The organism is Phascolarctobacterium faecium DSM 14760 (genome assembly GCF_003269275.1).
In the GTDB taxonomy this organism is placed as follows: Bacteria; Bacillota; Negativicutes; order Acidaminococcales; family Acidaminococcaceae; genus Phascolarctobacterium; species Phascolarctobacterium faecium.
The window spans coordinates 105,149-129,443 of the sequence record NZ_QLTS01000002.1; the positions used below are offsets into that span (position 1 = coordinate 105,149).

The 24,295-nt window shown below is 45.5% G+C and carries 17 protein-coding genes, 2 tRNA genes and 2 riboswitches; of the genes, 3 read left to right on the forward strand and 16 right to left on the reverse strand.

Translation table 11 applies throughout. The annotated features are described in order from the left end of the window. Window positions 1–4 precede the first annotated feature (4 nt). Entirely contained in the window at window positions 5–271 is a 267-nt protein-coding gene (locus C8D73_RS04335; protein ID WP_046430933.1) for a hypothetical protein, read from the forward strand. Window positions 272–330: 59 nt separating this feature from the next. Here C8D73_RS04335 and C8D73_RS04340 read toward each other — a convergent pair whose 3' ends face one another. From C8D73_RS04340 to nifJ, 5 genes are all read right to left on the reverse strand, one after another. Beyond that, window positions 331–1,224: an acetamidase/formamidase family protein gene (locus C8D73_RS04340; protein ID WP_046430934.1), complete on the reverse strand. Its 894-nt coding sequence runs from the start codon at window positions 1,222–1,224 to the stop codon at window positions 331–333. 13 nt (window positions 1,225–1,237) lie between these two features. Next, window positions 1,238–2,458, reverse strand: coding sequence for an aromatic amino acid transport family protein (locus C8D73_RS04345; protein ID WP_021718105.1), 1,221 nt, complete (start codon window positions 2,456–2,458; stop codon window positions 1,238–1,240). Between the two features lie 230 nt (window positions 2,459–2,688). Further along, window positions 2,689–2,779, reverse strand: a tRNA-Ser gene (locus C8D73_RS04350). A gap of 100 nt (window positions 2,780–2,879) precedes the next feature. After that, window positions 2,880–2,967 (reverse strand) — tRNA-Ser (locus C8D73_RS04355). Between the two features lie 144 nt (window positions 2,968–3,111). Next, the gene (gene nifJ / locus C8D73_RS04360) at window positions 3,112–6,621 is read right to left on the reverse strand and encodes a pyruvate:ferredoxin (flavodoxin) oxidoreductase (protein WP_113077430.1); all 3,510 of its coding nucleotides are present in this window, start codon (window positions 6,619–6,621) and stop codon (window positions 3,112–3,114) included. A 251-nt stretch (window positions 6,622–6,872) separates the two neighbouring features. Between nifJ and C8D73_RS04365 the strand changes: the two genes are divergently transcribed. After that, window positions 6,873–7,379, forward strand: a complete 507-nt coding sequence (locus C8D73_RS04365) for a hypothetical protein (RefSeq protein WP_021718109.1) — start codon at window positions 6,873–6,875, stop codon at window positions 7,377–7,379. 59 nt (window positions 7,380–7,438) lie between these two features. Here C8D73_RS04365 and C8D73_RS04370 read toward each other — a convergent pair whose 3' ends face one another. Genes C8D73_RS04370 through C8D73_RS11285 form a run of 3 tightly spaced genes read right to left on the reverse strand, consistent with a single transcriptional unit; the run spans window position 7,439 to window position 10,500 of the window. After that, window positions 7,439–8,641: a quaternary amine ABC transporter ATP-binding protein gene (locus tag C8D73_RS04370; RefSeq protein ID WP_021718110.1), complete on the reverse strand. Its 1,203-nt coding sequence runs from the start codon at window positions 8,639–8,641 to the stop codon at window positions 7,439–7,441. Continuing rightward, a complete protein-coding gene (locus C8D73_RS11280; protein WP_211305779.1) occupies window positions 8,641–9,498 on the reverse strand; it encodes an ABC transporter permease in 858 nt (285 codons plus the stop codon). Before C8D73_RS11280 ends, C8D73_RS04370 begins: the two co-directional genes overlap by 1 nt. 12 nt (window positions 9,499–9,510) lie before the next feature. Beyond that, window positions 9,511–10,500, reverse strand: a complete 990-nt coding sequence (locus tag C8D73_RS11285; RefSeq protein WP_155164323.1) for an ABC transporter substrate-binding protein — start codon at window positions 10,498–10,500, stop codon at window positions 9,511–9,513. A 278-nt stretch (window positions 10,501–10,778) separates the two neighbouring features. Here C8D73_RS11285 and C8D73_RS04380 point away from each other — a divergent pair, with 278 nt between their 5' ends. After that, window positions 10,779–11,408, forward strand: coding sequence for a GntR family transcriptional regulator (locus C8D73_RS04380; RefSeq protein ID WP_021718113.1), 630 nt, complete (start codon window positions 10,779–10,781; stop codon window positions 11,406–11,408). A 43-nt stretch (window positions 11,409–11,451) separates the two neighbouring features. Here C8D73_RS04380 and thiC read toward each other — a convergent pair whose 3' ends face one another. The 8 genes from thiC to C8D73_RS04420 all read right to left on the reverse strand — a co-directional run bounded on the left by thiC (window position 11,452) and on the right by C8D73_RS04420 (window position 24,208). Beyond that, complete coding sequence (gene thiC / locus C8D73_RS04385; protein WP_113077431.1) at window positions 11,452–12,753, reverse strand: phosphomethylpyrimidine synthase ThiC; 1,302 nt, start codon at window positions 12,751–12,753, stop codon at window positions 11,452–11,454. Between the two features lie 56 nt (window positions 12,754–12,809). Then, window positions 12,810–12,909: riboswitch (TPP riboswitch) on the reverse strand. Between the two features lie 52 nt (window positions 12,910–12,961). Next, complete coding sequence (locus C8D73_RS04390) at window positions 12,962–15,187, reverse strand: sensor domain-containing diguanylate cyclase (protein ID WP_113077432.1); 2,226 nt, start codon at window positions 15,185–15,187, stop codon at window positions 12,962–12,964. Between the two features lie 170 nt (window positions 15,188–15,357). Next, the gene (locus C8D73_RS04395) at window positions 15,358–16,191 is read right to left on the reverse strand and encodes a family 1 encapsulin nanocompartment shell protein (RefSeq protein WP_021718116.1); all 834 of its coding nucleotides are present in this window, start codon (window positions 16,189–16,191) and stop codon (window positions 15,358–15,360) included. A gap of 11 nt (window positions 16,192–16,202) precedes the next feature. Continuing rightward, window positions 16,203–16,580, reverse strand: a complete 378-nt coding sequence (locus C8D73_RS04400; RefSeq protein WP_021718117.1) for a demethoxyubiquinone hydroxylase family protein — start codon at window positions 16,578–16,580, stop codon at window positions 16,203–16,205. Between the two features lie 292 nt (window positions 16,581–16,872). Beyond that, complete coding sequence (locus C8D73_RS04405) at window positions 16,873–17,556, reverse strand: DUF554 domain-containing protein (RefSeq protein WP_113077433.1); 684 nt, start codon at window positions 17,554–17,556, stop codon at window positions 16,873–16,875. A gap of 67 nt (window positions 17,557–17,623) precedes the next feature. Then, window positions 17,624–20,341 (reverse strand): magnesium-translocating P-type ATPase, encoded by a 2,718-nt coding sequence (gene mgtA / locus C8D73_RS04410; protein ID WP_021718119.1) that lies wholly within the window; start codon window positions 20,339–20,341, stop codon window positions 17,624–17,626. 303 nt (window positions 20,342–20,644) lie between these two features. Beyond that, a riboswitch (M-box (ykoK) riboswitch) is annotated at window positions 20,645–20,802 on the reverse strand. 46 nt (window positions 20,803–20,848) lie between these two features. Continuing rightward, complete coding sequence (locus tag C8D73_RS04415) at window positions 20,849–23,644, reverse strand: transporter substrate-binding domain-containing protein (protein WP_113077434.1); 2,796 nt, start codon at window positions 23,642–23,644, stop codon at window positions 20,849–20,851. 183 nt (window positions 23,645–23,827) lie between these two features. Next, the gene (locus C8D73_RS04420) at window positions 23,828–24,208 is read right to left on the reverse strand and encodes a MerR family transcriptional regulator (RefSeq protein ID WP_021718122.1); all 381 of its coding nucleotides are present in this window, start codon (window positions 24,206–24,208) and stop codon (window positions 23,828–23,830) included. Window positions 24,209–24,295: the final 87 nt, after the last annotated feature.

Below are 24,295 nucleotides of genomic sequence, written 5' to 3' on the forward strand. Positions count from 1 at the left end.
TATCATGACAAATATCGCCACTCTTTTAGAAACTGCAATAGCACAAGCCCTGCCTGATAACTGGCAGCAGGAGCCGGAAACACATTTGCCCGCTCTGTCGCTGATCATCAGCAATATCCTGCTGCCCAACTGCTGCCAAATGTCGAATTTAAACAGCCTGGCAGCTTTGATAGAAGAATCTGCTGTTTTAAAACAGCTGCCTGCTGCTTACAAAAATAAGCTGGCGCATACAGTTTATGATACTTTGGCACGCTTCAACGGCCTGGGCTGAAAATAAAACCACCCGTAATAAACAGGGTGGTTTTATTTTTTTATGTTTATTCTGCTGTTTCAGAAAACAGACTCCAACTGCAGATCCAGTTTCGGTGCTTTTACCCTTACAGTGATATTATCATTCACCAACTGGCTGATCTGAATATCGCAGGCAGCACTCAACAGTCTGTAGGCATCAGCAAAATCCAATTCTTTTTTCAGCATTAAAAATTCTACCATGTCATGCACTGCTGTTTGGATAGCTTCCTGAATATCAGCTCTGCTGGCCAGCGTATAAACAGCATCAGGAGTTTCAAGCATCGGACGCGCCAGCTTCCGGTCTTTGATAACTTCCACCTGCAGGCATACTCTGCCGGCTGTCTCTATTCCCGTCCCGCTCAGCTCGCCGTCACCCATACAGGCATGCAGATCGCCCAACGCCAAATTGGCACCGCTGACAAATACCGGCAAATACACTTTGGAGCCGACCTTAATGAGCTTGGTATCCATATTAGAACCGTGATCACCTGGAACAGCGCAATGCACGCTGCCTTCCGCCGGAGCAACGCCAAGCACGCCGATCATCGGCGTTAACGGCAGTCTTATTTTTTCATTGAATTCAGCAAAGCCATTTTTGATGGGAATTATTTTAGTGTGCGCTTCTGTGATTTTTTCACCCAGCACTCCCAAACCGGGAGATGTAACCATCACCCCCTGCTCAGCCAGCTGAATAGCCAGTACCTCAACGCAGAGAACGTCACCCGGTTCAGCCCCGCTCACAGCGATAGGACCCACAGAACAGTCCATAATGCTTATATCGATATCAGGTCTTAAAACCGTTTCTGTTTTTATCTGCCCGCTATAACAATCATCGGTTTCGACCCAAAACGTTTCTCCGGGTTCCACAAAATATACCGGCTGATTAGCTTTACTGAAGTTAAAAACGACTTTATCTTTTGCAAAAATTTTCATTTTCGTCATCTCCTTACCAGGCTGCAGGCAGCAGGCCAAACAACCCTAAAACAGCATACAAAGCAGCACCGCAGAATAAAACGATCATTGACCACTGCACCCAGGCAGACGCTATCCAGCCGCATTGCCATGAAGGTTCCATATCACCTGTTTTCCTTGCCGAACGCAGCATCAAAACAGGAAGCACGGACATAATGACACCGCCGAACGTACCAGCCAGATAAATAGCGTCGACAAAGCTTACCAAGCCGCTATACGCCAAAATAAACGGAGGAATAACCACACATGCCAAAACAAACAGCCTGGTCTTAACATCGTCCTCCGATTTAAAATTAAACTTATCCACGATGTTGGTAAGAAAACTGCCGGCAACTGCCCAATAGGAAGTCATCATCGCAGCAAGAGCAAATAGATTGGCCGTAAAAAAGGCCCATTCCCCCAAAGCCTTGCCCCAGGCAATAGTTGCTACCTGCGTTACATTTTCCGGCCCCGTCAAAGAAAGTACTGCCAGCGGCACCAAAGCCAGCAAAACCATCGTCAATGACATTCCCGTAACAATAGCCGGCGCCAGCTTCTGCTGATCATGTGCCAAACCTCTTGCCAGTTCAGGAACGGCATACTGAGCGATATAACAAAAGATCGCAACATTGAAAACCGGTATCGCATAAGTCCAGTTTGTAAAAATCGCATTGGACAAATCAGAGTTCTCAGCTAAAAAAGATGCTGCTATGATCACCGCCAGCAACGCCATCATTCCAAAGCTGATAACTTTCTCAGCTACGCCGGTCGCTTTCAGGCCAAACCAGACTACAATAACAGCCGGAACAGAAAAAAGCAAACTGCCGATCTGTGTAGAAAGACCGAACATCTCGCTTAAAATCCTGCCGCTGCCATTAGTATAAGCAATCAGGCAGCCAATGGTATTTGCCGCCACTGAGATAAAGACAAGCCAGGCTCCCAGCTCGCCCACATATTTTTTAGCAAGTCCCGGCAGCTGCATGACCTTTCTGGTCCTTAACGTAGTTTCAGCCACATACAGCATTGACGCCGTCGTAAAAAATCCTGCTATGATCAGCCACAGCATCAATACCGGCCAGCCGGCTTTTCTGGCCGAATAGGCCAGTCCTAAAATGCCGGACCCGATGTTAGCGCCGACAATGATCATGGCAGCTTCCCAAAAGGTAAGTTTGTGGACCTTGAGCGCACCCTCAACAATATTATTTTCTGATTTCACTATTTTCGCCCCCTCAAGCTTAACAAAGTTATGTTTTCATTGTATTACTAACTTCCAAATATTCAACTATTTCTTCATAAAAAGCCACTTTAAATTTTTTTCTATTCATTTTCTGATAAGTTTATTACACAGAAACAGCGTATTTAAACCAGAAAAACTTTTAAAACTTTATCCAGACATAGAAAAAGAGCCTTCGAGAAAAATCTCGAAGGCTCTGAAACTTTTAATAGTGGCGGAGTGGGTGGGATTCGAACCCACGCACGAGTCACCCCGTCTAACGATTTAGCAAACCGTCCTCTTCAGCCACTTGAGTACCACTCCGTTTGACTTACTTGGATAGTATACACTATCCTGATATTTTTTTCAAGAGTACCAACGCAAATATTTATTACGAGGCCCCTACAACGCTGTTGTAAAAATATGGCGGAGAGGGTGGGATTCGAACCCACGGAGGCTTGCACCTCGCTGGTTTTCAAGACCAGAGCCTTAAACCACTCGACCACCTCTCCGTGCTATTTTGATATTATACGGCAAATATGCCTTCTCGTCAAGTTCCAACAAATACCTCTTGAATGCCGTAGACTGCACAGCACACCCGAAAACAAAAACCGCCGTCAAAACCGACGGCGGTTTGTTTTTTATTACAGCAGGGCTTATGCTTTGCCAGCCAAACGTTTATAGTTATTCAAACGTTCTTTAGCATCCTGTTCAGTTTTGGCGAACAGTGCTTCAGCTGTTTCAGGATACTGTTTGAGCAGGGAAGAATAACGAACTTCGCCCAAAAGGAACTCTCTGAAATCAGCAGTAGGCTCTTTAGAATCCAATACGAAAGGATTCTCACCTTTTTCTTTCAAAGCAGGATTATAACGGTAGGTTGCCCAATAACCGCAGTCTACAGCAAGTTTAGCTTCCAGCTGGCTGCAGCCCATACCCGCTTTCAATCCGTGGTTGATACACGGAGCATAAGCAATGATAAGGGACGGTCCGTCATAAGCTTCCGCTTCTGCAATCGCCTTCAAAGTTTGATTCTTATCGGCACCCATAGAAATCTGGGCCACATAAACATAACCATAGCTCATGGCCATCATGCCCAGATCTTTTTTCTTGGTCTTTTTGCCGCTGGCAGCAAATTTGGCAATAGCTGCAGCCGGTGTGGCTTTGGACGATTGACCACCGGTATTTGAATAAACTTCGGTATCAAAAACCATAACGTTAACGTTTTCACCCGAAGCCAGAACATGATCCAGACCGCCGTAACCGATGTCATAAGCCCAGCCGTCGCCGCCAAAGATCCAATGACTGCGTTTGACAAAGAATTGTTTTTCTTTATACAGAGCTGCGCATTTATCGCATTGGTCCTGATATTTTTCCAAAACGGCCGTCAATGCTTCCGCACGTTCACGAGTGCCTTCGCTGACGTCCATATTATCGAGCCAATCCTGCATTGCTGCTTTCAGATCAGCCGGAATCTCGGCAGCCAAAACTGCTTTTACCATTTCAGCAACACGCTCGCGGGATTGTTTTACACCCAGGTACATACCCAAACCATATTCGGCATTATCCTCAAAAAGAGAATTTGCCCAGCTGGGACCATGGCCTTTGCTGTTAGTAGTATACGGCATGGAAGGCGCACTGGCCCCCCAGATAGAGGAACAGCCCGTAGCGTTGGCGATCATCATGCGGTCACCAACAAGCTGTGTAACCAGTTTGGCATACGGAGTTTCGCCGCAGCCGGCACAGGCGCCGGAGAACTCAAGCAAGGGCTGTTCAAACTGAACGCCTTTGACAGTATTTTTGTTCATCGGATTAGGTTTGGCCGTAACCTGATGGGCAGTATAATCCCAATGAGCAGTTTTGGCCAATTGACTTTCCAGAGGTTTCATAACCAGAGCTTTTTCTTTAGCCGGGCAAACCTGCGCGCAGTTGCCGCAGCCGGTGCAATCCAGCGGTGAAATAGCCATATGGAATTTAAGTTCTTTAGCTCCGATGGCATCTTTGTATTCCAGTCCCTGCGGAGCGTTGGCAGCTTCTGCTTCTGTCATCAGAACAGGACGGATGACTGCATGCGGGCAAACGAAGGAACATTGGTTGCACTGAATACATTTATCCATTTGCCATTCCGGTACATTGATCGCGATACCGCGTTTTTCGTAAGCGGAAGTGCCGCTGGGGAAAGTACCGTCGACATTTTTATTAAAGGTGCTGACAGGCAGGTTATCGCCTTCCAGACGATTGACTGGAGTCAGTATATTATCGATAAATTCGTTGCCGGTAACTGCGATATTGGCGTCACCAGCAGCATCAGCCCAGGCTGCAGGTACATCGATCTTCACAATAGCATCTACACCGCGGTCGATAGCCGCATAGTTCATGTCAAGAATAGCCTGGCCTTTCAGTCCGTAGGAATGATCGACAGCTTCTTTCAGATACTTGACGGCATCAGCCAAAGGAATAATATCCGCCAGTTTGAAGAAGGCTGACTGCATGATCATATTGATACGTCCGCCCAAACCGATTTCCTGAGCGATCTTCACCGCGTCGATAGTATAGAAATTAACAGCATTTTTAGCAATGTAGCGTTTGATATTGCCCGGCAGATGCGTTTCCAGCTCTTCCATAGACCAGTTGCAGTTCAAAAGGAAGGTACCGCCTTTTTTCAGGCCTGCGGTAACATCATATTTGTCTACATAAGACTGATTATGTACGGCTACAAAGTCTGCAAAAGTGATCAGATACGGAGCGCGGATCGGCTCATGCCCGAAGCGCAGATGCGAGACAGTGATACCACCGGATTTTTTAGAATCGTAGGAGAAGTAACCCTGCGCATACATATCCGTATGGTCGCCGATAATCTTGATCGCGCTTTTGTTGGCGCCGACAGTGCCGTCACTGCCCAGGCCCCAGAATTTACAGCTTTTGGTAGAGGCAGGAGTAGTATCCAGCGAGGTAGTTACCGCCAAAGAGGTATTGGTAACATCGTCAACGATGCCTACAGTGAAATTATTTTTCGGTTCTGCTGCAGTAAGATTTTCAAAAACCGCCAGCACTTCAGACGGAGTCAGCTCTTTACTGCCCAGGCCATAACGGCCGCCGATGATGAGCGGTGAAATCTCTGCTTCGTAGAAAGCGCCGCGCACATCCATGTATAACGGTTCGCCAAAGGAACCGGGTTCTTTGGTGCGGTCCATAACAGCAATACGTTTAACTGTTTTAGGAACAGCAGCCATAAAATGTTTGATCGAGAACGGACGATACAGATGCACAGCCAGAAGGCCGACCTTCCTGCCTTCAGCGTTGAGTTTTTCGACAACAGTCTGGATCGTTTCGCAGGCACTGCCCATAGCGATGATGATTTCTTCCGCATCCGGAGCACCATAATAGTTGAACAGACCATATTTACGTCCAGTCAGCTTGTTGATCTCGTTCATATATTCTTCAACGATACCGGGCAAAGCTTCATAGTAAGAGTTTACAGCTTCACGGGTCTGGAAATAGATATCAGGATTTTGAGCAGTGCCGCGAACGACTGGATTATCGGGATTGAGCCCGCGATTACGGAAAGCAGTGACCGCATCATAATCGATCAGTTTAGCCAGATCATCATAAGCCAGAGTTTCTATTTTCTGAATTTCGTGGGAAGTACGGAAACCGTCAAAGAAGTTAATAAAAGGAACACGACCTTTGATAGCAGACAAATGAGCCACTGCCGACAGATCCATAACTTCCTGTACTCCGCTTTCAGCAAGCAGCGCAAAACCTGTCTGGCGTGTAGCCATAACGTCCTGGTGGTCGCCGAAAATAGACAGTGAGCTGGCAGCTAAAGCACGGGCAGAAACATGGAACACGCCCGGCAGCAGTTCGCCTGCCATTTTGTACATATTAGGAATCATCAGAAGGAGACCTTGCGAAGCAGTGTAGGTTGTTGTTAAAGCACCGGACTGCAAAGAACCGTGTACGGCACCGGCAGCACCAGCTTCAGATTGCATTTCCAATACTTTTACAGTTTGACCAAAAACATTTTTCTGACCTTGAGCAGCCCATTCGTCTACAACTTCGGCCATGGTAGAGGACGGGGTAATAGGGTAGATAGCTGCGACATCGGTGAACGCATAAGATATATACGCCGCTGCCGTATTACCGTCCATAGTTTTCATTTTTGTCATTTGATCCCCTTCTTTCTTTTAATTAGAGTACAAGATATGGGAACCGGCCTTATCGGTTCCAGTGATACGCAAAATAAATGTGCGGCAAGACATAGTTCACCCTTGCTCACACAATTAGTATACACTATTTAATTACTTTTGTAAATTTCCTTCGCATGTATACATGTGAATATTATGCAAGTATTTTGTAAATTTTTAAAACTACTCAATTTATTGACAAATGCTATAATAATGCTACGGAGGTGTTGAATTTGCAGACGATTGTTAACTACATTGCAAATGCTCTTCAAGCCCGTATTCCCAGGATTAAAATAGATACAGCCAATGACGCTGCCACAGCTCACTTGACTATACCAAACAAACACGGCGGAAAACCTATCAACATCTTAGCCAAAGCTCACGCAGGCATCGTGGTCGTTTTTAATAAAACTCCACGACTTTTTGACCAGGATGCCAAAGGCATTGACAAGCTTGCCTTTGATATCAGCGAATATCTGAAAGGACGCAGTGTTTATCTTGATCTGCTGAAAAGTGACGGCAGTGACAGCGGCAAAGACTGTATCGCTAATTCTATCGAAGTACAGGCGGAAAACTTTACTATTCTGACAAATCTTATTACCCGCAAGGGGCTTTTAGACAGCACAGAATTAGAAAAAGCTTTACAAGAGGGCGACATTGTACGGGTCAATTATTGGGACCCGCGCAAAAATTACGGCTATAGGCTTGACGGCGATCATCTCGCCAAAATAGCCTTATGACCAAATAAAAGAAGAGCTGCTTTGGCAGCTCTTCTTTTATTTTTAACATCTGCTGATTTTCAGGCAACAAAGGAAGACAAGACAGAAGCCTTGGTGATAATACCACGGAATACTTTTTCTTCATCAACCACGGCCAGCGGAAAGGCAGCATTAGCTGCCAAAGGCACTATATCAGCAACGGGAGCGTCCAGATCGTTGACCTGGAGCACATCGCGTATGATCGCTTCGCTGAAAGTCTTTTTCCCGTCACGGACAGCCAAAGCTCCCTCCAGGGTAACGATACCGATGAAGTTCATATGATCTCCGACCACATAAGCGCTGGACACGCCGTTGGCGCGCATACTGGTAAGCGCCGTATTGGCACCGTCGCTGTCTTTAACGATACAGCTGGGCGTAGACATAATATTACGCACGCAAAAGACCTTACTGGTATTGACATTATGGATAAATTTCTTAACATAATCATCTGCAGGGTTTGCAAGCATCTGTTCCGGCGTATCGATCTGCACCATTCTGCCGTCGCGCAGGATACCTACTCTGTTACCAAGCTTAAAGGCTTCGTTGATATCATGGGTAATAAAAACAATTGTTTTACCCATGCGTTCCTGGATCCGCAGCAGCTCAAACTGCAGATCGTTTTTGACTAGAGGATCAAGCGCCGAAAAAGCTTCATCCATCAGAAGTATATCAGGATCATTAGCAAGCGCCCTGGCTATACCTACACGCTGTTTCATCCCGCCTGACAAGCTGCTGAGTTTTTCGTGCTCATAACCCGTCAGTCCGACCATATTGATCATTTCCATAGCCTTATTTTCACGTTCTTCTTTGCCGACACCGCGTACTTCTAAGCCATAGGCCACGTTACCCAGTACATCGCGATGGCTCAAAAGCCCGCCGTTTTGAAAGACCATGGAAACCTTCGTACGCCTCAGCTCCTGCAACTGTTTTTCATTATATTTGGTAATGTCCTCACCATCGATCAGAATTTCGCCCTTTGTCGGCTTATGCAGCATATTAAGGCAGCGTACGATAGTTGATTTACCACTGCCTGATAAACCGATAAGTACAAAAAGCTCACCTCTTTTGACGCTGAAGGAAACATCGCTGATCGCAGCCATGATACCTGTCGTTTCCATAACGTCCATCCGGCTGGCTCCAAGCTCCAACAGCTTGAAGGCAGCTTTTCTTTCATCCAGGAAGTCATAGGGACCAAACAATTTATATAAGTTTTTCACTTCTAAAACCGTATCTTTTTCCTGCATCATTTACCCTCCTTCTGCACCAGGCTCTGTGTCAGACGATCAATAATGATCGCAATAATAACAATGGCGAAACCGGCGATAATGCCGCGTCCGGATTCCATACGGTTAATAGCGATCAAAACTTCCATACCAAGTCCGTTCGCACCGATCATGGCACAGGTAACTACCATCGCCACCGCCATCATCATCGTCTGGTTGATACCGGTCATGATCGTTGGCAGCGCCTGAGGTATCTGCACCTTAAACAAAGTCTGCCAGCTGGAGGAACCAAACGAGCGGGAGGCCTCAACAACCTCCTGATCGACCTGGCGGATACCGTGACTGGTCAGCCTGATAACAGGCACCACAGCATAAACTACTGTTGCCAGAACCGCCGGCACCTTTCCTGGTCCCAGCAGCATAACTGCCGGTATCATATAAACAAAGGTCGGCATCGTCTGCATCGCGTCCAGTATCGGCCGCACGATCGTATCAGCGCCGCGTACCGCCGCCAGAGCGATCCCGATCGGCAAACCTATCAGCAATGAAAAAATTACTGCCGTGATCACGATAGCTAAAGTTTCATTCATCATATGCCAATACCCGCAGGCACCGATCATAAACAGCAGGCCGCCGTAAATGACACCGTTTCTGTAGCTGTTCATCAGTTTTTTTGTGGCAAAAACTACCAGCAGAATCATCAGCCACCAGGGAATCATATCCAGTGCGCCGTTGATGCCGTTAATAAAAATACTGAGCATCTTTTTGGCGGCAACAAAAACCTCGCCGTAATTAATATTGATATAACGTACAAATTCATCTATCGGTTCTGCTATATTCAGATTGATATTAGGAAAATTCAACAAACAACTTGTCATACGCCCGCCCCCTTACTGTTCTTTTAACGCAGCCCGCATGGTCTGGGCCTTATCGGGCGGCAGCCATTGCGTAAGCAGATTATCATGTTTTTGTAAAAACCAACGGGCCGCCTGGTCATAAGTCGCCTTATTATCGGCAATATAAGCGAGAGCTTCCGCTGTTAAAGCACTGGAAGTATGATACTTTTTCAGGAACTCTGTAAACTCAGGCTGCCGTTTTGGAAAACGGCTGTTAGCCGATACCATGACAACTACTGATGGCGCAGCTGTTTCACCTGCTTCAAACCCGGCCTGATTATACGGCGCGTCTTCTAAAAGCACCAGATCCAGCTTGCCGCTGATCCAGGTCGGTTCCCAATTATAGCCAACGATCGGCAAACCTTTTTCGTAAGCCGTTACAAAAGCTGTGCTTAAGGTCGCCTCGCTGCCTGGACGGAAATACACATAATTTTTATCCAGCCCGTAGTGCTTATACTTTTTAAACATTACTTCATCGACCGCCCAACCGGGGATGGCTCCGTAAATACGCCCTTTGGAAGGATTTTCTTCATCCACAAAAAGTTTACTGTAGCGGGCCAGATCAGAAACCTTGTGCAGATCAGGCGCCATCGGCGCAATGCCACGCTGGGGATCACCTTCGATCACATAACGCGGTACATACAGGCCCTGTTTATTATCATCGAAGTTGATTCCCAGATCGACTATCCCACCAGCGGCTTTATCAGCCTGATAGGTAGCAACGTTATCCGTCCAGAGCTCCATATTTACGTCCACATCACCGCGCACCAGCGCCGCTTCCATAATCGGCGTCGAGCCGTTCATCGTTTCTACTTTTAAACCATAAGCCTTTTCTGCAATCAAACCGGCTACCGCGTTATGAAACTTCACACTGTCCCAGCCGGCATCAGAAAAAACTACCGTTTTTTCATTATTGCTGCCGCAGCCTGCCAGCAGGCCTACAAACAAAACCATACCCAACAGCTGCAGTATTTTTTTCTTCATCAAAACTCCCCCCTTTTCAATCCGACAACTTTATGTTATTATTGAGTTGCTTCTATCTGTTTTTTAGTTTAACTTACTTATAAAAGCTTGTCAATTTACTTTAATTACTTTTTTACACTGCGAAGATCTGCAGCTGTCAGTTAACAGTTTGTTTCGGAAAATCTCCGCAGCCGCCTGTCAGGCCACTTGTGGAGTCTGCTGCTGCGCCTTGCCAGCAGACAAATATAAATTTTAAGCCTGTTGATTTTTACTAAATTTTTACTGTAAAGGACTATACCATGGCTAACAAACACAAAATAGCAGAACCAATCTATCAGAAGATCGCTATCGATATCGCTTCCAAGATAGCTGCCGGCAAATATAAGGCCGGCGAAAAAATTTACGGACGCTCCATGCTTGCAGCTCATTATGCCGTTTCTCCTGAAACGATCCGCCGCGCCATGTTCATGCTGCAGGATGTCGGCATCGTCGCCATTGAATCAGGCAGCGGCAGCACAGTGCTTTCGGCCGAACGGGCCTCACAGCTGGTAAGCCGTTTCCGCAATATTTCTACCATTACCGAACTGAAAAAAAATATCGAAACCTTATCAGAACAACAGAAAAAACAACAGGACGATATTTTAGATAATGTCCATCAGCTACTTGAATATATTGAAAAATTCCGTTTGGCATCACCTATCTTGCCTTATGAAGTAAAAATAACTCAAGACTGCCGTTTCCTGGGACAGATGATCTCGGAAATAAACTTCTGGCAAAGTACCGGTGTTACCGTCGTCGCTATCCGCAAAGGCGAAGAGCTGATCGTTTCGCCGGGCCCCTACGCGCTTTTCGAAGCGGGGGACGTCTTCATCATGGTCGGACCTGAAGACAGTCACAGCAAAGTACAGGATTATTTATACAAAGACTGATAAAAAAGAGGACTTACATATGTAAGTCCTCTTTTTACGGTTATTATTGTTTTTTCCTGTGCGCTTCCAAATATTGTCCCACGATCTTGACAGCGCAGTAATCGCCGCACATGGAACAAGCTTCATCCTCCGCCTTATTCTTCTTGTCGCGGTAAGCCTGCGCCTTCACCGGGTCGAGTGCCAGACGAATCTGTTCCGGCCAGTCAAGATTTTTACGTGCGACAGCCATTTCCCTGTCCCAGGCTATAGCCTGGGGCAGTCCCTTGGCAATATCGGCAGCATGAGCCGCGATCCTCGTTGCGATCACGCCTTCGCGTACATCGTCAATGTCAGGCAGCCCCAAATGTTCGGCCGGCGTTACATAACATAAAAAGTCAGCGCCGCTGACCGCGGCCAGAGTACCGCCAATGGCAGAAGTAATATGATCGTAACCAGGCGCTATATCAGTTACCAATGGCCCCAAAACATAAAAAGGCGCACCATGACATAAACGCTTCTGCAGCTGCATATTAGCTGCAATCTGATTATACGGAACATGTCCCGGTCCTTCAACCATTACCTGTACACCGCGCTGCCAGGCCCGCTGGGTCAATTCCCCCAAATTCAAAAGCTCCTGAATCTGAGCCCTGTCTGTAGCATCTGCCAGGCAGCCGGGCCGCAGTCCGTCACCTAAACTGATCGTTACATCATACTCCGCGCAGATGTCCAATATTTCATCATAATATTCATATAAAGGATTTTCACGATCATTATGCAGCATCCAGCCGGTAATAAAACTGCCGCCGCGGCTGACAACGTCCATAACGCGCCCTTCGCTGACAAGAGCGTGCAGAACCTGACGGTTGATACCGCAGTGGATCGTCATAAAATCAGCACCGTCGGCAGCCTGCTGACGAATAACTTCAAACAGGTCCTCTTTCGTCATTTCAACAACGGCACCGCGTTTTTTAATAGTTTCTACTGTTGCCTGATAAATCGGTACCGTACCAACCATTACAGTGGATGCAGCAATGATAGCCTTACGTGAAGCGTCGATATTATCGCCTGTAGAAAGATCCATCACAGAATCGGCCCCGGCATCAATAGCAGCGCGCAGCTTAGCCAGCTCAGGTTCAGGATCAGGATAAGCGCTGGAAGTACCGATATTGGCATTGACCTTGACTGCCAAGCCCTGACCTACACCGCGCGGCACAAGATTTTTGTGGTTGATATTGCAGCAAACAGCTATTGTTCCTGCCGCTACACCAGTCCTGATGACCTCAGGCGCCAATTGTTCCTGCGCCGCTACCTGAAGCATCGCTTCTGTGATTATGCCCTGACGGGCCAACTGCATCTGTGTTGCCATTATTAAACTCCCCCTTCAAAATAAAAAGCCAATCTCCCACAGGAAATTGGCTTTGGCTCGCGCTTACGCCACTTCCCTACGCCGGCATTACCCGGAAATCAGGTTCTAAGGGTCGGCCTTGCGGCCTCTCAGCATAATGCGCCCCCAGTGGATCGACTTATGATATTAAATTAACTTTAGCATCTTTTGCCGGCAATAGCAAGCAAAATTAAATTTTATCACCCGGCTCATAAACATGATAACCGCCCTTGCCTCTTTCTTTTACAACATACGCGGCCACATCAGCCAAATGCACCAGCTTGTCAAAATCCCGGCCATGCTCAGGGAAATAGCAAATGCCAATGCTGGCAGAAACAGTAACGCCATCATAGGCAGTATGCAGAATACGGCATAAATCCTCCGCCCTTTTGACTGTCGCCTCCGGCGAAAGCCCCGGTGCATAAATATAAAATTCATCACCGCCAAAACGGCCGATAATATCGTCGGAGCGGAAAAACTGCTGCAGCTTTGCTGCCATTTCCTGTAAAACTTTATCGCCTGTCTGATGCCCTAAGGTATCGTTGACTGTTTTAAAATTATCCAGGTCAGTAAAGATAAAGCTGCCCGAACCGCTTTCTTTCAACAGCGGTTCCACCACAGTTTTAAAGCCGGCTTTATTATAAACTCCTGTCAGCTGATCGATACGGCTCATGTCCTGCAGCTTTTCTTTTTCAAGCATTTCTGCATCAATATTATCCAGCTTGCCTACCAGGCGGATCACTGTATCTTTTTTGATGATGCAGTTAGCCCGGATCCTGAACCAGTGCTGCTCGCCATTGGCATAACTGAGCAGCAGTTCTTCACTGTCGGAATGCTTCTCTGCAATAATTTTATGGATAAACGCACTGATAACGGCAATATTTTTATCGGGCTCCGATTTTAACGGAGGCGCAGATTCAGAAGCAAGCTTACCAAAGGGTTCAAAGCCAAAAATCCTGCGATACAGAGGCGACCAGGCAATATGCTCCGGCAGCACGTCCACATCAAAAATTATTTCGTTGGAAGCCTGCACTAAAAGATCATAACGCTCCTTCTCAAGTTCCAGTTCCTGTATGATACGCTTTTGTTCACTGATATCAACAATAACGCAGTACATTACCAGCATGCCGTCTTTATCTATCCCCACGCTGCCACGGATCAAAACAGGTATATAATGCCTGTTTTTATGCAGCAGGCGCATCTCCAAATCGATCTTATCATTAAGATGCCAGACACCATCCAGTAATGCCTGAAATTTAGGCGCATCCTCTTCATATATCAAATGCGCCCTCAAAAACGAAGGTACGTTTTCCAATTCTTCCCTTGTATAACCAATCAATTTTAGAAATCCATCGTTAGCATAACGGATGCAGAAGCCGGCATCATTGACCAGTGTCAAAACGCCTCCGTTGATATTATCGGCAATCTGACGCAGTATTTCTTCCCTGTCTGCAATCTCACGGTGGGCCTCTTTATTTTCCAGCCATTTTTTTACGGCAAAAACACTCAGCAGCCATACAAAAAAGGCAATCCCTGCATTCAAAAAAATTATATTATTACCAACCCAGCCGCCTGCTTTGTCTACCTCTATGATGCAGCTGGCATTCGGCAGTTCGATATCATATTTCATTCCGCCTGTCATTGCCATTGCCGCATGGTCAGAAGCAGCAATCGTCAATTTGGCTCCGTTTTCTATCTTGTATAAATGATAACGATATTTCTGCCCCTGCAGTGCGGCAAAATTGATGTTCTGCAAAGCATATTTCGGACTTGCCGGATTCATATCCAAAGTCACAGCAACTAAGCCCCAGGGTGAACCGTCAGAATTTTTTACAGCGACCCTGCCCGTCAGTACCAGCTCATTATCCTGAATCCTTCTGAACGGTCCTTCGATCACCAACTCGCCCTGCTTGCGATACACTTTCCTGATAGCGTCATCCCGTTTCGGCTGGATCATCAGATTTTTTCCCAGGGCACTTTTATTGATTTCATAAGGAAAGCAATAGGAAATCACAGTTTTTTCAGGAATACCGTCCTGCAGCGGACCTTCTGCCATAGCCAAAGATACATTTGTGATCAAAGCCATATCGTCAAAGGCTGTACAGACATTGTTCATTCTCTGGATACCAAGCTCTGACATATTGCGAAAACCTTTTTCGTGTACGGCTATTTTTGTACCTTTGGCATCCAGCATACCCTGCTGGATCAGCTCACGTAGGACAAAAGCGTCATCATAAAGATCCATCAGTTCGTAGCGCGTCTGAGAGCCATAGCTTTCCGCCAGAAAAGCTGCTCTTTCACGGGTATACTTATAGGTATCGTTAATGCTGATATATGCAGCCAGAGCGCACAGCAACGCAGCTGCTGAAGTGAACAGCAATAAATATTTTATATTATAACCACGTTTTTTATCCATGCCCGGCCTCCTTAATACCGATAATCCATTTTTATTTTATTATAGCTTATTTTCAATTATTAAACATCAAGTATTTTTATTAAATAAATATTAATACGCTTTCAGTATTGCTATTCTGCATAGTAAAAAGCCTGCCGACATAATATGCCGGCAGGCTTTAAATTTTACGATCAGCCAAAAACCACTACTGCATCTTTGCATTTGATCCGCAGCAAAGCTGTTTCAAATACACGGAATTCGTGATTCAGCTTAGCAGAACCCATATAACCGGTAATAAGGTCCTGACCTATAACAAGATCCATATTCTGCGGTTCAGCGCAGACCAATACGGCTTTATTAAGACCTAACGCCGGAGTCATATATAATCCGCCGCCAACCAGGGTTTTGATGCGTTCGCTTTCCAGTAATCCGGTGCTGACCTGTAAACGCTGTAACTGTGCATATAGGTCAGGGCTGACTGCCAAAGCATAACGGCCTCTCAAATTCTTGTCCGCAAAATGCTGCAGACCTTTAACAACATCGCTGAAAGCATTTTCATCTTTGCTCCAGTCGGATTTTTTTACTTTAAAAGCACCTTCTGCCGTAGCCAGGCCTTCATAACCGGCTTTCGGATTCCCTGCAAAAATCATCAGGTCTTCTTTCTGAGCGCAGGCATTTGCGGCAGCGCTGACCGCACCCAAATCGATCGGCATACCGATCTGTCTGGCCTGTTCCATATCTCTCCAGGATAATACAAAATCACGATAGATCATTGGCAGCTCTTTAAAACTGCGGCCTGTAACTTTTACAGCTTCCTCTTCCTCACCGAAGAAATCTACACTGCCTTTTTCAGCAGGAGTCAGCACATCTACATTCACACTTTGTGCACCGGCACCCAAAGGACCGTAAATCTGTAGAAATTTACGTCCAACCAAAACATTTCTTGCCGCTTGGATTACGGCACTATCAATAGACTGCCATTGCTCGGCAGACAGATTAACATCATCACGCATTAAAAATTCCATGACCATACCTCCTATTTATCCAGCAGGCTGCCTACGGTAGTCGCTTTATTGGTAACTTCCGTTTTGTCATCGGCAATCCCGGCAGCTTTCATACCAAGGCCTTCAAGCATTTCCTTAACTTCGCCTTCACCGGAAATGAAATGTTCTGCTTCAGCAGGATCAAGATAACGCAGCAAAGTCATCAACTCACCGACATGGGCTTTTTCTTCGTCACGAATATCGGAAATAACCATTTTTGCCACTTCGTCATCAGTAGCCTGTACATGGGCATCATACAAGTAAATAGCTTCCAGCTCACCTGCAATATCCAGACGTACGGCTTGGATCAATTCTTCTTTGGTTAACTTTCTGTTGACATTACCTTGAAACGGGTTTGCAAAATTTGGCATTACTGCCACCACCTTTCAAAATTTTGATTTATTTGCAGTGTGTAATCGCAACAAATAAAAATTATCTTTTACTATATTGTAGCACTGAGAATTTAAAAAAGCAATTAACTTTTCGGCCCTAACCGCTGTTTTAAATTCTCCTTACAGTTTTATTATAACACCGCCACGTTTTTCTACAAGTCCACAACCTGTTTTCTGACAGCTATTTTACACTTTTAACTTATTTTTTTGTTAAGATAATCACTTAAAAAAACTAAAAAACGGCCTCATTTTAAAATGAGACCGTTTTTACTCAGGAAAAACATTTTAAAAGCAGTGTCCAAACTGCAGGAACAATAAGTGCCGGCAGCATATTCAAGGTCTTAAACTTTTTTAATTCTAAAATCGCAAACCCGGAGCTCATAATAAAAACTCCGCCGATAATCGAAATTTCTGTCATCAGCTCAGCTGTCAAAAATGGCGCCAGCCAACCGGCCAGCAGATAGATCGACCCCTGCCAGCAAAACAGCACGACTCCTGCCAAGGCTATGCCGATGCCATATGCGGAAGCCAAAACCATCGAAGCTACAAAATCAAGCGTAGCATTAGTAAAAAGATAAGTGTTATTACCATACAGCGCGCTTTCTATCGGCCCCAGAATAGACAGGGTCCCGATACAGAAAAGCAGTATTGCCGTAGACAGCCCCTGACCAAGGTCGGACCCGCCTTTGAACCGCCCTGCCAGACGCTGAAAGCGGCCGTCGATATCAAGCAAAGTACCGATAATGCTGCCCAGCGCCAGACTAAGAGTGAACAAGACGGGAAACCTGCTCTGCGGCATATTGCTGACTACTGCATTAGCTCCCAGAGCAACAGTAGCCAATCCCAACGCATCAAAGAGTGCTTTTTTGTAATTTTCTTTGATCCCCTGTCTGAACACACTGCCCAGCACGCTGCCGGCAATGATCGTGCTTGTATTGACGATAGTCCCCAGCATTAATCCATTCCCCCATTTATTACGCTTCGTATCTTTATATTATATGCGTTCCAGCGTCTATAAACAACTATAGAAGTTCTCCATAGCGTTTGATATAAAGTTTTTTCATCATCGTAGCCAAAAGCATATATGCCAAAGTAATAGCGGCCAGCCAGCTAAAATATTCACCAGGCAGCGAAGCCAGCCCGATAGCATGTCCCACCGCTGTAAACGGTATCACTGTCAGCACTGCGATACCAATAAACGTAAGTAATGTCACAGGCGCTGAAGCGCGGCTCTGCAGGAAGGGAATCTTTGGCGTTCTGATCATATGGATAACCAGCGTCTGCGTCCACATTGATTCAACAAACCAACCAGCCTGAAAAACAGCGATATATAATGCCTGCTGGGCAGGATCACTCAGTTCGTGAAACAAATGGCCGCCGACAACGGCCGGACAAATGATGAAATACATCAGTGCATAGGTCAAAATATCGAAAACAGAACTTGTAGGACCGATCCAAAGCATAAATTTGCTGACACTGGAAGCATCCCATTTTCTGGGCTTGGTCAAAAACTCTTTGTCCACATTATCCCAGGGAATCGCCGTACAGGAGATATCGTAAATCAGATTCAGCAAAATCAGATGTATCGACGCCATCGGCAGGAAGGGCAGAAAAGCACTGGCGATCAAAACCGAAAAAATATTACCAAAATTAGACGAAGCCGTCATCTTGATATATTTAATCATATTAGCATAGGTTTTACGGCCTTCAAGAATACCCTTTTCCAAAACCAGCAAATCTTTTTCCAGTAAAATTACATCCGCCGATTCCTTGGCAATATCCACGGCCGTATCGACAGAAATACCAACATCAGAGGCTTTCATGGCCGCCGCATCGTTGATGCCATCGCCGAGATAACCTACAGAATGTCCATTTTCACGCAGCAGGCGTACTACTCTGGCTTTCTGCGCCGGCGCCAATTTGGCAAAAACAGTGGTATACTCTGCCGCTGCCGCCAATTCTTCGTTGCTCATAGCTTCCACCTCAGAACCCAACAGCATTTTTTCTGCTGCAAGTCCTACATGACGGCAAACACATTTTGTGACCTTTTCATTGTCCCCTGTCAGTATTTTCACGGCAACACCATGCTCCTGCAAAGCCCTGATCGCAGCTGCAGTCGTTTCTTTGGGCGGATCCAGAAAAGCCAGATAACCGATCAAAACCATTTCGTTCTCGTCTGCTATCGAAAAAGCTCCTATCGGCGAAGGATTGGTTTTCTGCGCTACGGCAATGACTCTCAAGCCATCGGCATTAAGCGCATCCACTTTTTCCATAACCAGCTTTTTCATAGAAGCCGTCAACGGCACTACACGCCCTGCATATTCGACAAAAGCCGAAATATTCAGCATTTCCTCTACGGCGCCCTTGGTGATCATTTGCGTTTTCCCATTCCGGTCTTCTACTACCACACTCATCCGGCGCCGTTCAAAATCAAAGGGCAGCTCATCTACCTTCTGGTAAAAATGTTCCAGATCGCCCAGCTGATCTTTGTTTTCTTCCTCTTCCAGTTTCGTCCTGCTGATAATGGCAATATCCATCAAATTTTTCAGACCCGTCTGATAATAACTGTTTAAAAAGGCATGCCGCAATACCCGCGGCGCTTCTTTGCCTTCAATATCCAGATGATATTCCAGTACAACCTTATCCTGCGTCAGCGTACCGGTCTTATCAGTGCAGAGAATATCAATAGATCCAAGGTTCTGGATCGAATTTAAATTTTTGATAATAACTTTTTCTCTGGACATTGCGACTGCACCCTTAGCCAGACAGGTCGTCACAATCATCGGCAGCATTTCAGGTGTCAGCCCTACGGCCACGGAAATTGCAAACAAGGCCGCATTCATCCAGTCACCTTTGGTAAAGCCGTTGATAAACAAAACTACCGGCACCATGACCAGCATAAAACGTATCAAAACCCAGGAAACAGAATTGACACCTTTTTCGAAGCTGGTTTTCGGAGGCTTGCTGTTCAGCGCCTTGGCCATTTCTCCCAAAAGCGTATCATTGCCCACTGCTACGGCAACTCCTACCGCTGTACCGCTGATGACATTACTGCCCATAAAGGCCAGATTAGGTTCTTCTGTTATAGAAGCTGCCTGAACATCCAGGCAAAGATATTTCTCTACCGGTTCACTTTCACCGGTCAATGCCGACTGACTGACAAACAGATCCCTGGCAAAAATAATACGGATATCAGCAGGTACCATATCGCCCGCCGATAAATGAACAAGATCACCGACGACGACTTCGTCCAGTGGTATCTCCTGCTGACCCGTTTCCATTCTTTCCACACAGGTCGTAGTTTCGATCATAGCCGATAATTTAGCCGCCGCATTACCACTTCTCGTTTCCTGCACAAAACGCAGGATACCGGAAATCATAACCATCGTCGTAATAATGATCACAGTCACGGCGTCTTCTTCACCCGGATCAGCCAGCCAGATATCTGTAAAAGCCGATACTGCCGCCAAAACAAACAAAATCGCTGTAAAAGGATTAATAAAAGCTTTGCAGATACGCGTGAACAGAGATTCTTTTTGTCCATGCGTCACAACATTATCGCCATACCGTTCACGAGCCTGCTCTACCATACCGGACGGCAATCCTTTGCCAGTCGTTCCCAAATACTTCAGAACTGTGTTCACGTCATGAGCTGCAGCAAAACGCAGTCTTTCATTGACCTTCTCACGATGCAGGATTTCCTGCGGGTTATTTTTTAAAAACAGTAATTTCTTTTTCATTGTTTTCTACCTCCTTACGGTTTTACTGCATACTTTCAGGAAAGTAGGACACACAACGAAAAGACAAAGTATTTATATGTAATTGTCGCGGAAGAACAGACGCCCTGACGGCAGACCGCTTCCTGGTTCTTCGCCTTTTGGTTTTATGCCCCTACTGCCTCCTGCGTCCATTCTTCTCACCTCACTTTTTTATAAAATATCTATAATCAAAATTCTGCGGCTGGCCGCGGCAAATAAAAAAACCGCGTCAATGCTTAAACAAAGACGCGGCAATAAAACAAATTTACCTTACAGTTCAATCAGAACCGGCCCTGTTCAAGCTTTAACTCCACAGGGCGGTGAAATTGCATTAGATTATGCCTTGTTGTCGACATAGCCTGTTCAAACCTGCTCATGGTGTCTCCACCACTCCGCGGCAGCAATCCATATCCCTGTGGTAGCCTCACCTACCAGAATATCCAGCTCCTAAATTATATATTAGGCTATTTAAATTTGTCAATACTTTATTCATTTACAAATCATATTTTCTTTATTCTGCAATAAACCGCGCAGTAAAAACAGAAACTGACGGGTATCGAACGGTTTGGCAACATGTGCATCCATGCCCTGTTCCAGTGACTGTTCCACATCATTTTCCAGCACATCTGCCGTCATCGCTATTATAACAACCGAGATAGCATCCGGACGCGGCAATGCTCTGATAGCAGCAGCAGCCTGATAACCATTCATCCTTGGCATTCTGATGTCCATCAAAACTGCGTCATAAGTAAACGGCTCTGCCTCGCAAAATAAATCGACCGCCTCTTCACCATCGCTCGCTGTAGCAAATTCGGCCCCGACATTACGCAACAGCTCACAAACAATTTCCATATTTATTTCATTATCTTCTACTACCAGCAGTCTGTAACCATGCAGATTGATCTCATCAGTTACAAGCGTTTGCTGCAAAACAGAGGCCTTGGCAAGACGCAGATCAAACCAGAAGCGACTGCCGACCCCAAATGTACTGACAAGCTTGATCTCACTGCCCATCATATGAGCCAGCTTCTGCGAAATGGCCAGACCCAGTCCCGTTCCTCCATAAAAAGCATCTGTACTGCGTCCGCCCTGATTAAATGCCTCAAAAATACATTGTCTATTGCTTTCTTTTATACCGATTCCCTCATCTTCTAAGACAAACCGGACCAGCATGCTCTCATCATCCTGTTCAAGCATATCGCATTTTAAAACAACTTTTTTATCTTTAGCTGTAAACTTTACTGCATTGGCTCCTAAATTTACCATGATCTGCTGCAGTCTTCTGCTGTCAGCGTACACAGAACAATCTGCAACATTTACCTTCCGCTGTAAAAGAACACCCTTTTTTTCTGCCAGCGGCTGCAGGATATCCAGGGTCGAAAAGATGATACTGTGCAGTGAAACTATCTGCGGCGTCAGCTGCAATTTGTCATTTTCTATTTTGGACATATCCAAAACATCATCTACTAATGCAGCCAGATGCCTGGACGCAGTATCGATCTTCTCCAAACAATCTAATACGGGCTGGCTGTCAGCAGCGCGCAGCTTTGCAATATCGCTCATTCCGACAATCGCGTTAATCGGCGTGCGTATCTCATGCGACATCCGCGACAGAAATTCGCTTTTAGCATTATGTGCGTATTCAGCAGCGCTTCTAGCCCGTTCCGCTGCAGCCAGTGCTTCAGCCAAACTATTATTAAACCTAGCCTGCTGGCGGTTTTTCAAAAATAGAAAAATACCCGTAAAACTCAAAGCCAATACCGCAAAAAATACTGTTCCGGCAACAAGAAAATTATTTTTAATAAATTCCCGCCAGTCCAATGCTCTGTGTTTAACGATGCTGTTATCTAAAATTATTTTATCCAGAGCACCTGCATCCAGCTTTTGGATTGATTTATTAAAAATACTCAATACCTCCGGCGGACATTTTTTAGAAATGCCGAAACCTACAGGTATTTCCATACTTACCGTCATTACAGGCATCAGGCTGGCATATTTGCTCAGATACCTGTTAGTTGTCATCACAATAGAATTGCCCAGCATAATATCGGCCTCGCCGTTGACCACCATTTCCAGACAGCTTTCTAAAGTGTCGCCATCAACAATCTGCCACTGCGGGTATTTCTGCCTGATGTAATCTGCAGTGCCTATAAATGAAGTTTTCATAGCTACTTTTAAACGGCTGTTAAAATCAAAGCTTTCTCCGCGCCTACCCAAAATCAGATAATTTTCTTTTAGAAAGCTGTCTGTGTGCAGAAAATCGTATTGGGCCTCCAATTCTTTCGTCCAGACGATTCCGGAAATAACATCAGCTCTGCCGTCAGCCAGCAATTCCCACGACGAGGCCATATCAGGAGTGTAGGTCATTTCCATCGTTAAACCGCTGTTCTGAGCCAATAATTTCAGCACATCCTGATAAGTGCCTTTATAAACGCCGTTTTTACCGTCCAGCCATTCCATCGGATAATTATCGGCATCACCGACAACACGCAGCGGTGCGGCTGTCTGGATATAAGCAAGTTCCGCCCTGGTAAACCCCTTGGCCAACTTGTCGGCACGTCCGTAAAAATTCTCGTACAACACGGCAGTAAAATAAGGATTTTCCAGCGTTATCGCCCGCATCGCCTGATCCAGCTGCTCCATTAATGCCGTATTGTTTTTTCCCGTAATGATATACGCAGGCAGATAATCAAATTTAGCAACCAGCTTTTTATCTTCGTCAAGCACACAATTCCCACTCATAATAGCATCGATCTTACCGGCAGCCAATGCTTCATTGACTTCTGCACCACTGCTGTAATAAAATTTCTGAACGCTGATGCCTTTACTCCCCACAAACTTGTCAAAACATAAATTAAGATAGTTGCCTTTGATCATGCCTAATCGTTTACCCTGCAATGACTGATAATCCTGATATAAAATATCGCTGTTGGTACCGGACGTATAAATAGCAGCAAAATCTAAAATACAGTTCTGCCTGCTGAAAAGGAAATCCGCCGCCCGATGCTCGCTGTACTGGGCTGGAAAAGTAAAATCGGCTTCACCGTTTTTCACCCACTCCAGACACTGTTCCCACGAACCGCTTTTATATTCATAAGTCCAGCCGGTATGTTCGGCAATTGCATCAAATAGAGCTACGCCATAACCTGCCAGCCGTCCGTCTTTGATACCGACAAAATTATCAATATCCGAATAGGCTATGCGTACTGTATTAGAAGCACCTGCACTGTTGACTACCAGCAGAACAAACAGCATCAACACAGCAGTCAATATTCTTTTCAGCATCCTAAATACCTCCCCAGCCAAAACATCGAACAATATTATTCAAGTAAACATTTGCGTATAATAATAATTATATCACTTTTATTTGTTTATATAAATATTTATTATCTTTCAGACATTTATTATGATCGAAGATAAAAAATAAAGGTCAACCAACTCCTGGCTGACCTCTGCTGCAAATCTTATTTATTGTCTTAAATTTTCTTCCTCAAATTTTAAACATCTTTCCTCATAACCATCTATTTTCATATCTAACCGTTCCAGTACAGCCTGCATAGCTACTATCTTGTCGGCAAGCTGCTGTCTTTGCTCTACCAAAAGAGCTTTACGGGCAGCAATCGTCTCCTTGCCCAAGCGGAACATCGCCACATATTCAATCAGCATTTCTACCGGAATACCAACACCGCGCATGCACTTAATAAATTCTACCCAATTACAATCTTTTTCATCATAATCACGAATACCGCTGCTGCTGCGCTTGACCGGCGGTATCAGGCCAATTCGTTCATAATAACGCAGCGTATCAGCTGTCAAGCCAAACGTTTTACTGACTTCTGCAATCGTCATAGAGCAACACCTCCTCCTGCGATTATTTTAACACCTGGAGTCAACTCCAAGTCAAGCAATAATTTATTTTTAAGATTATTTACGTTA

Coding starts and splice junctions, on each gene's coding strand:
- C8D73_RS11280 (WP_211305779.1), bottom strand. CDS start 9,498: ATGACAAGTTGTTTGTTGAATTTTCCTAATATCAATCTGAATATAGCA.
- C8D73_RS04415 (WP_113077434.1), bottom strand. CDS start 23,644: ATGCTGAAAAGAATATTGACTGCTGTGTTGATGCTGTTTGTTCTGCTG.
- C8D73_RS04405 (WP_113077433.1), bottom strand. CDS start 17,556: ATGCTGGGGACTATCGTCAATACAAGCACGATCATTGCCGGCAGCGTG.
- C8D73_RS04400 (WP_021718117.1), bottom strand. CDS start 16,580: ATGCCAAATTTTGCAAACCCGTTTCAAGGTAATGTCAACAGAAAGTTA.
- thiC (WP_113077431.1), bottom strand. CDS start 12,753: ATGGCAACACAGATGCAGTTGGCCCGTCAGGGCATAATCACAGAAGCG.
- C8D73_RS11285 (WP_155164323.1), bottom strand. CDS start 10,500: ATGAAGAAAAAAATACTGCAGCTGTTGGGTATGGTTTTGTTTGTAGGC.
- C8D73_RS04370 (WP_021718110.1), bottom strand. CDS start 8,641: ATGCAGGAAAAAGATACGGTTTTAGAAGTGAAAAACTTATATAAATTG.
- mgtA (WP_021718119.1), bottom strand. CDS start 20,341: ATGAAAAAGAAATTACTGTTTTTAAAAAATAACCCGCAGGAAATCCTG.
- C8D73_RS04390 (WP_113077432.1), bottom strand. CDS start 15,187: ATGGATAAAAAACGTGGTTATAATATAAAATATTTATTGCTGTTCACT.
- nifJ (WP_113077430.1), bottom strand. CDS start 6,621: ATGACAAAAATGAAAACTATGGACGGTAATACGGCAGCGGCGTATATA.
- C8D73_RS04380 (WP_021718113.1), top strand. CDS start 10,779: ATGGCTAACAAACACAAAATAGCAGAACCAATCTATCAGAAGATCGCT.
- C8D73_RS04340 (WP_046430934.1), bottom strand. CDS start 1,224: ATGAAAATTTTTGCAAAAGATAAAGTCGTTTTTAACTTCAGTAAAGCT.
- C8D73_RS04395 (WP_021718116.1), bottom strand. CDS start 16,191: ATGGAATTTTTAATGCGTGATGATGTTAATCTGTCTGCCGAGCAATGG.
- C8D73_RS04420 (WP_021718122.1), bottom strand. CDS start 24,208: ATGACGATTGCAGAAGTCAGTAAAACGTTTGGCTTGACAGCTGATACG.
- C8D73_RS04335 (WP_046430933.1), top strand. CDS start 5: ATGACAAATATCGCCACTCTTTTAGAAACTGCAATAGCACAAGCCCTG.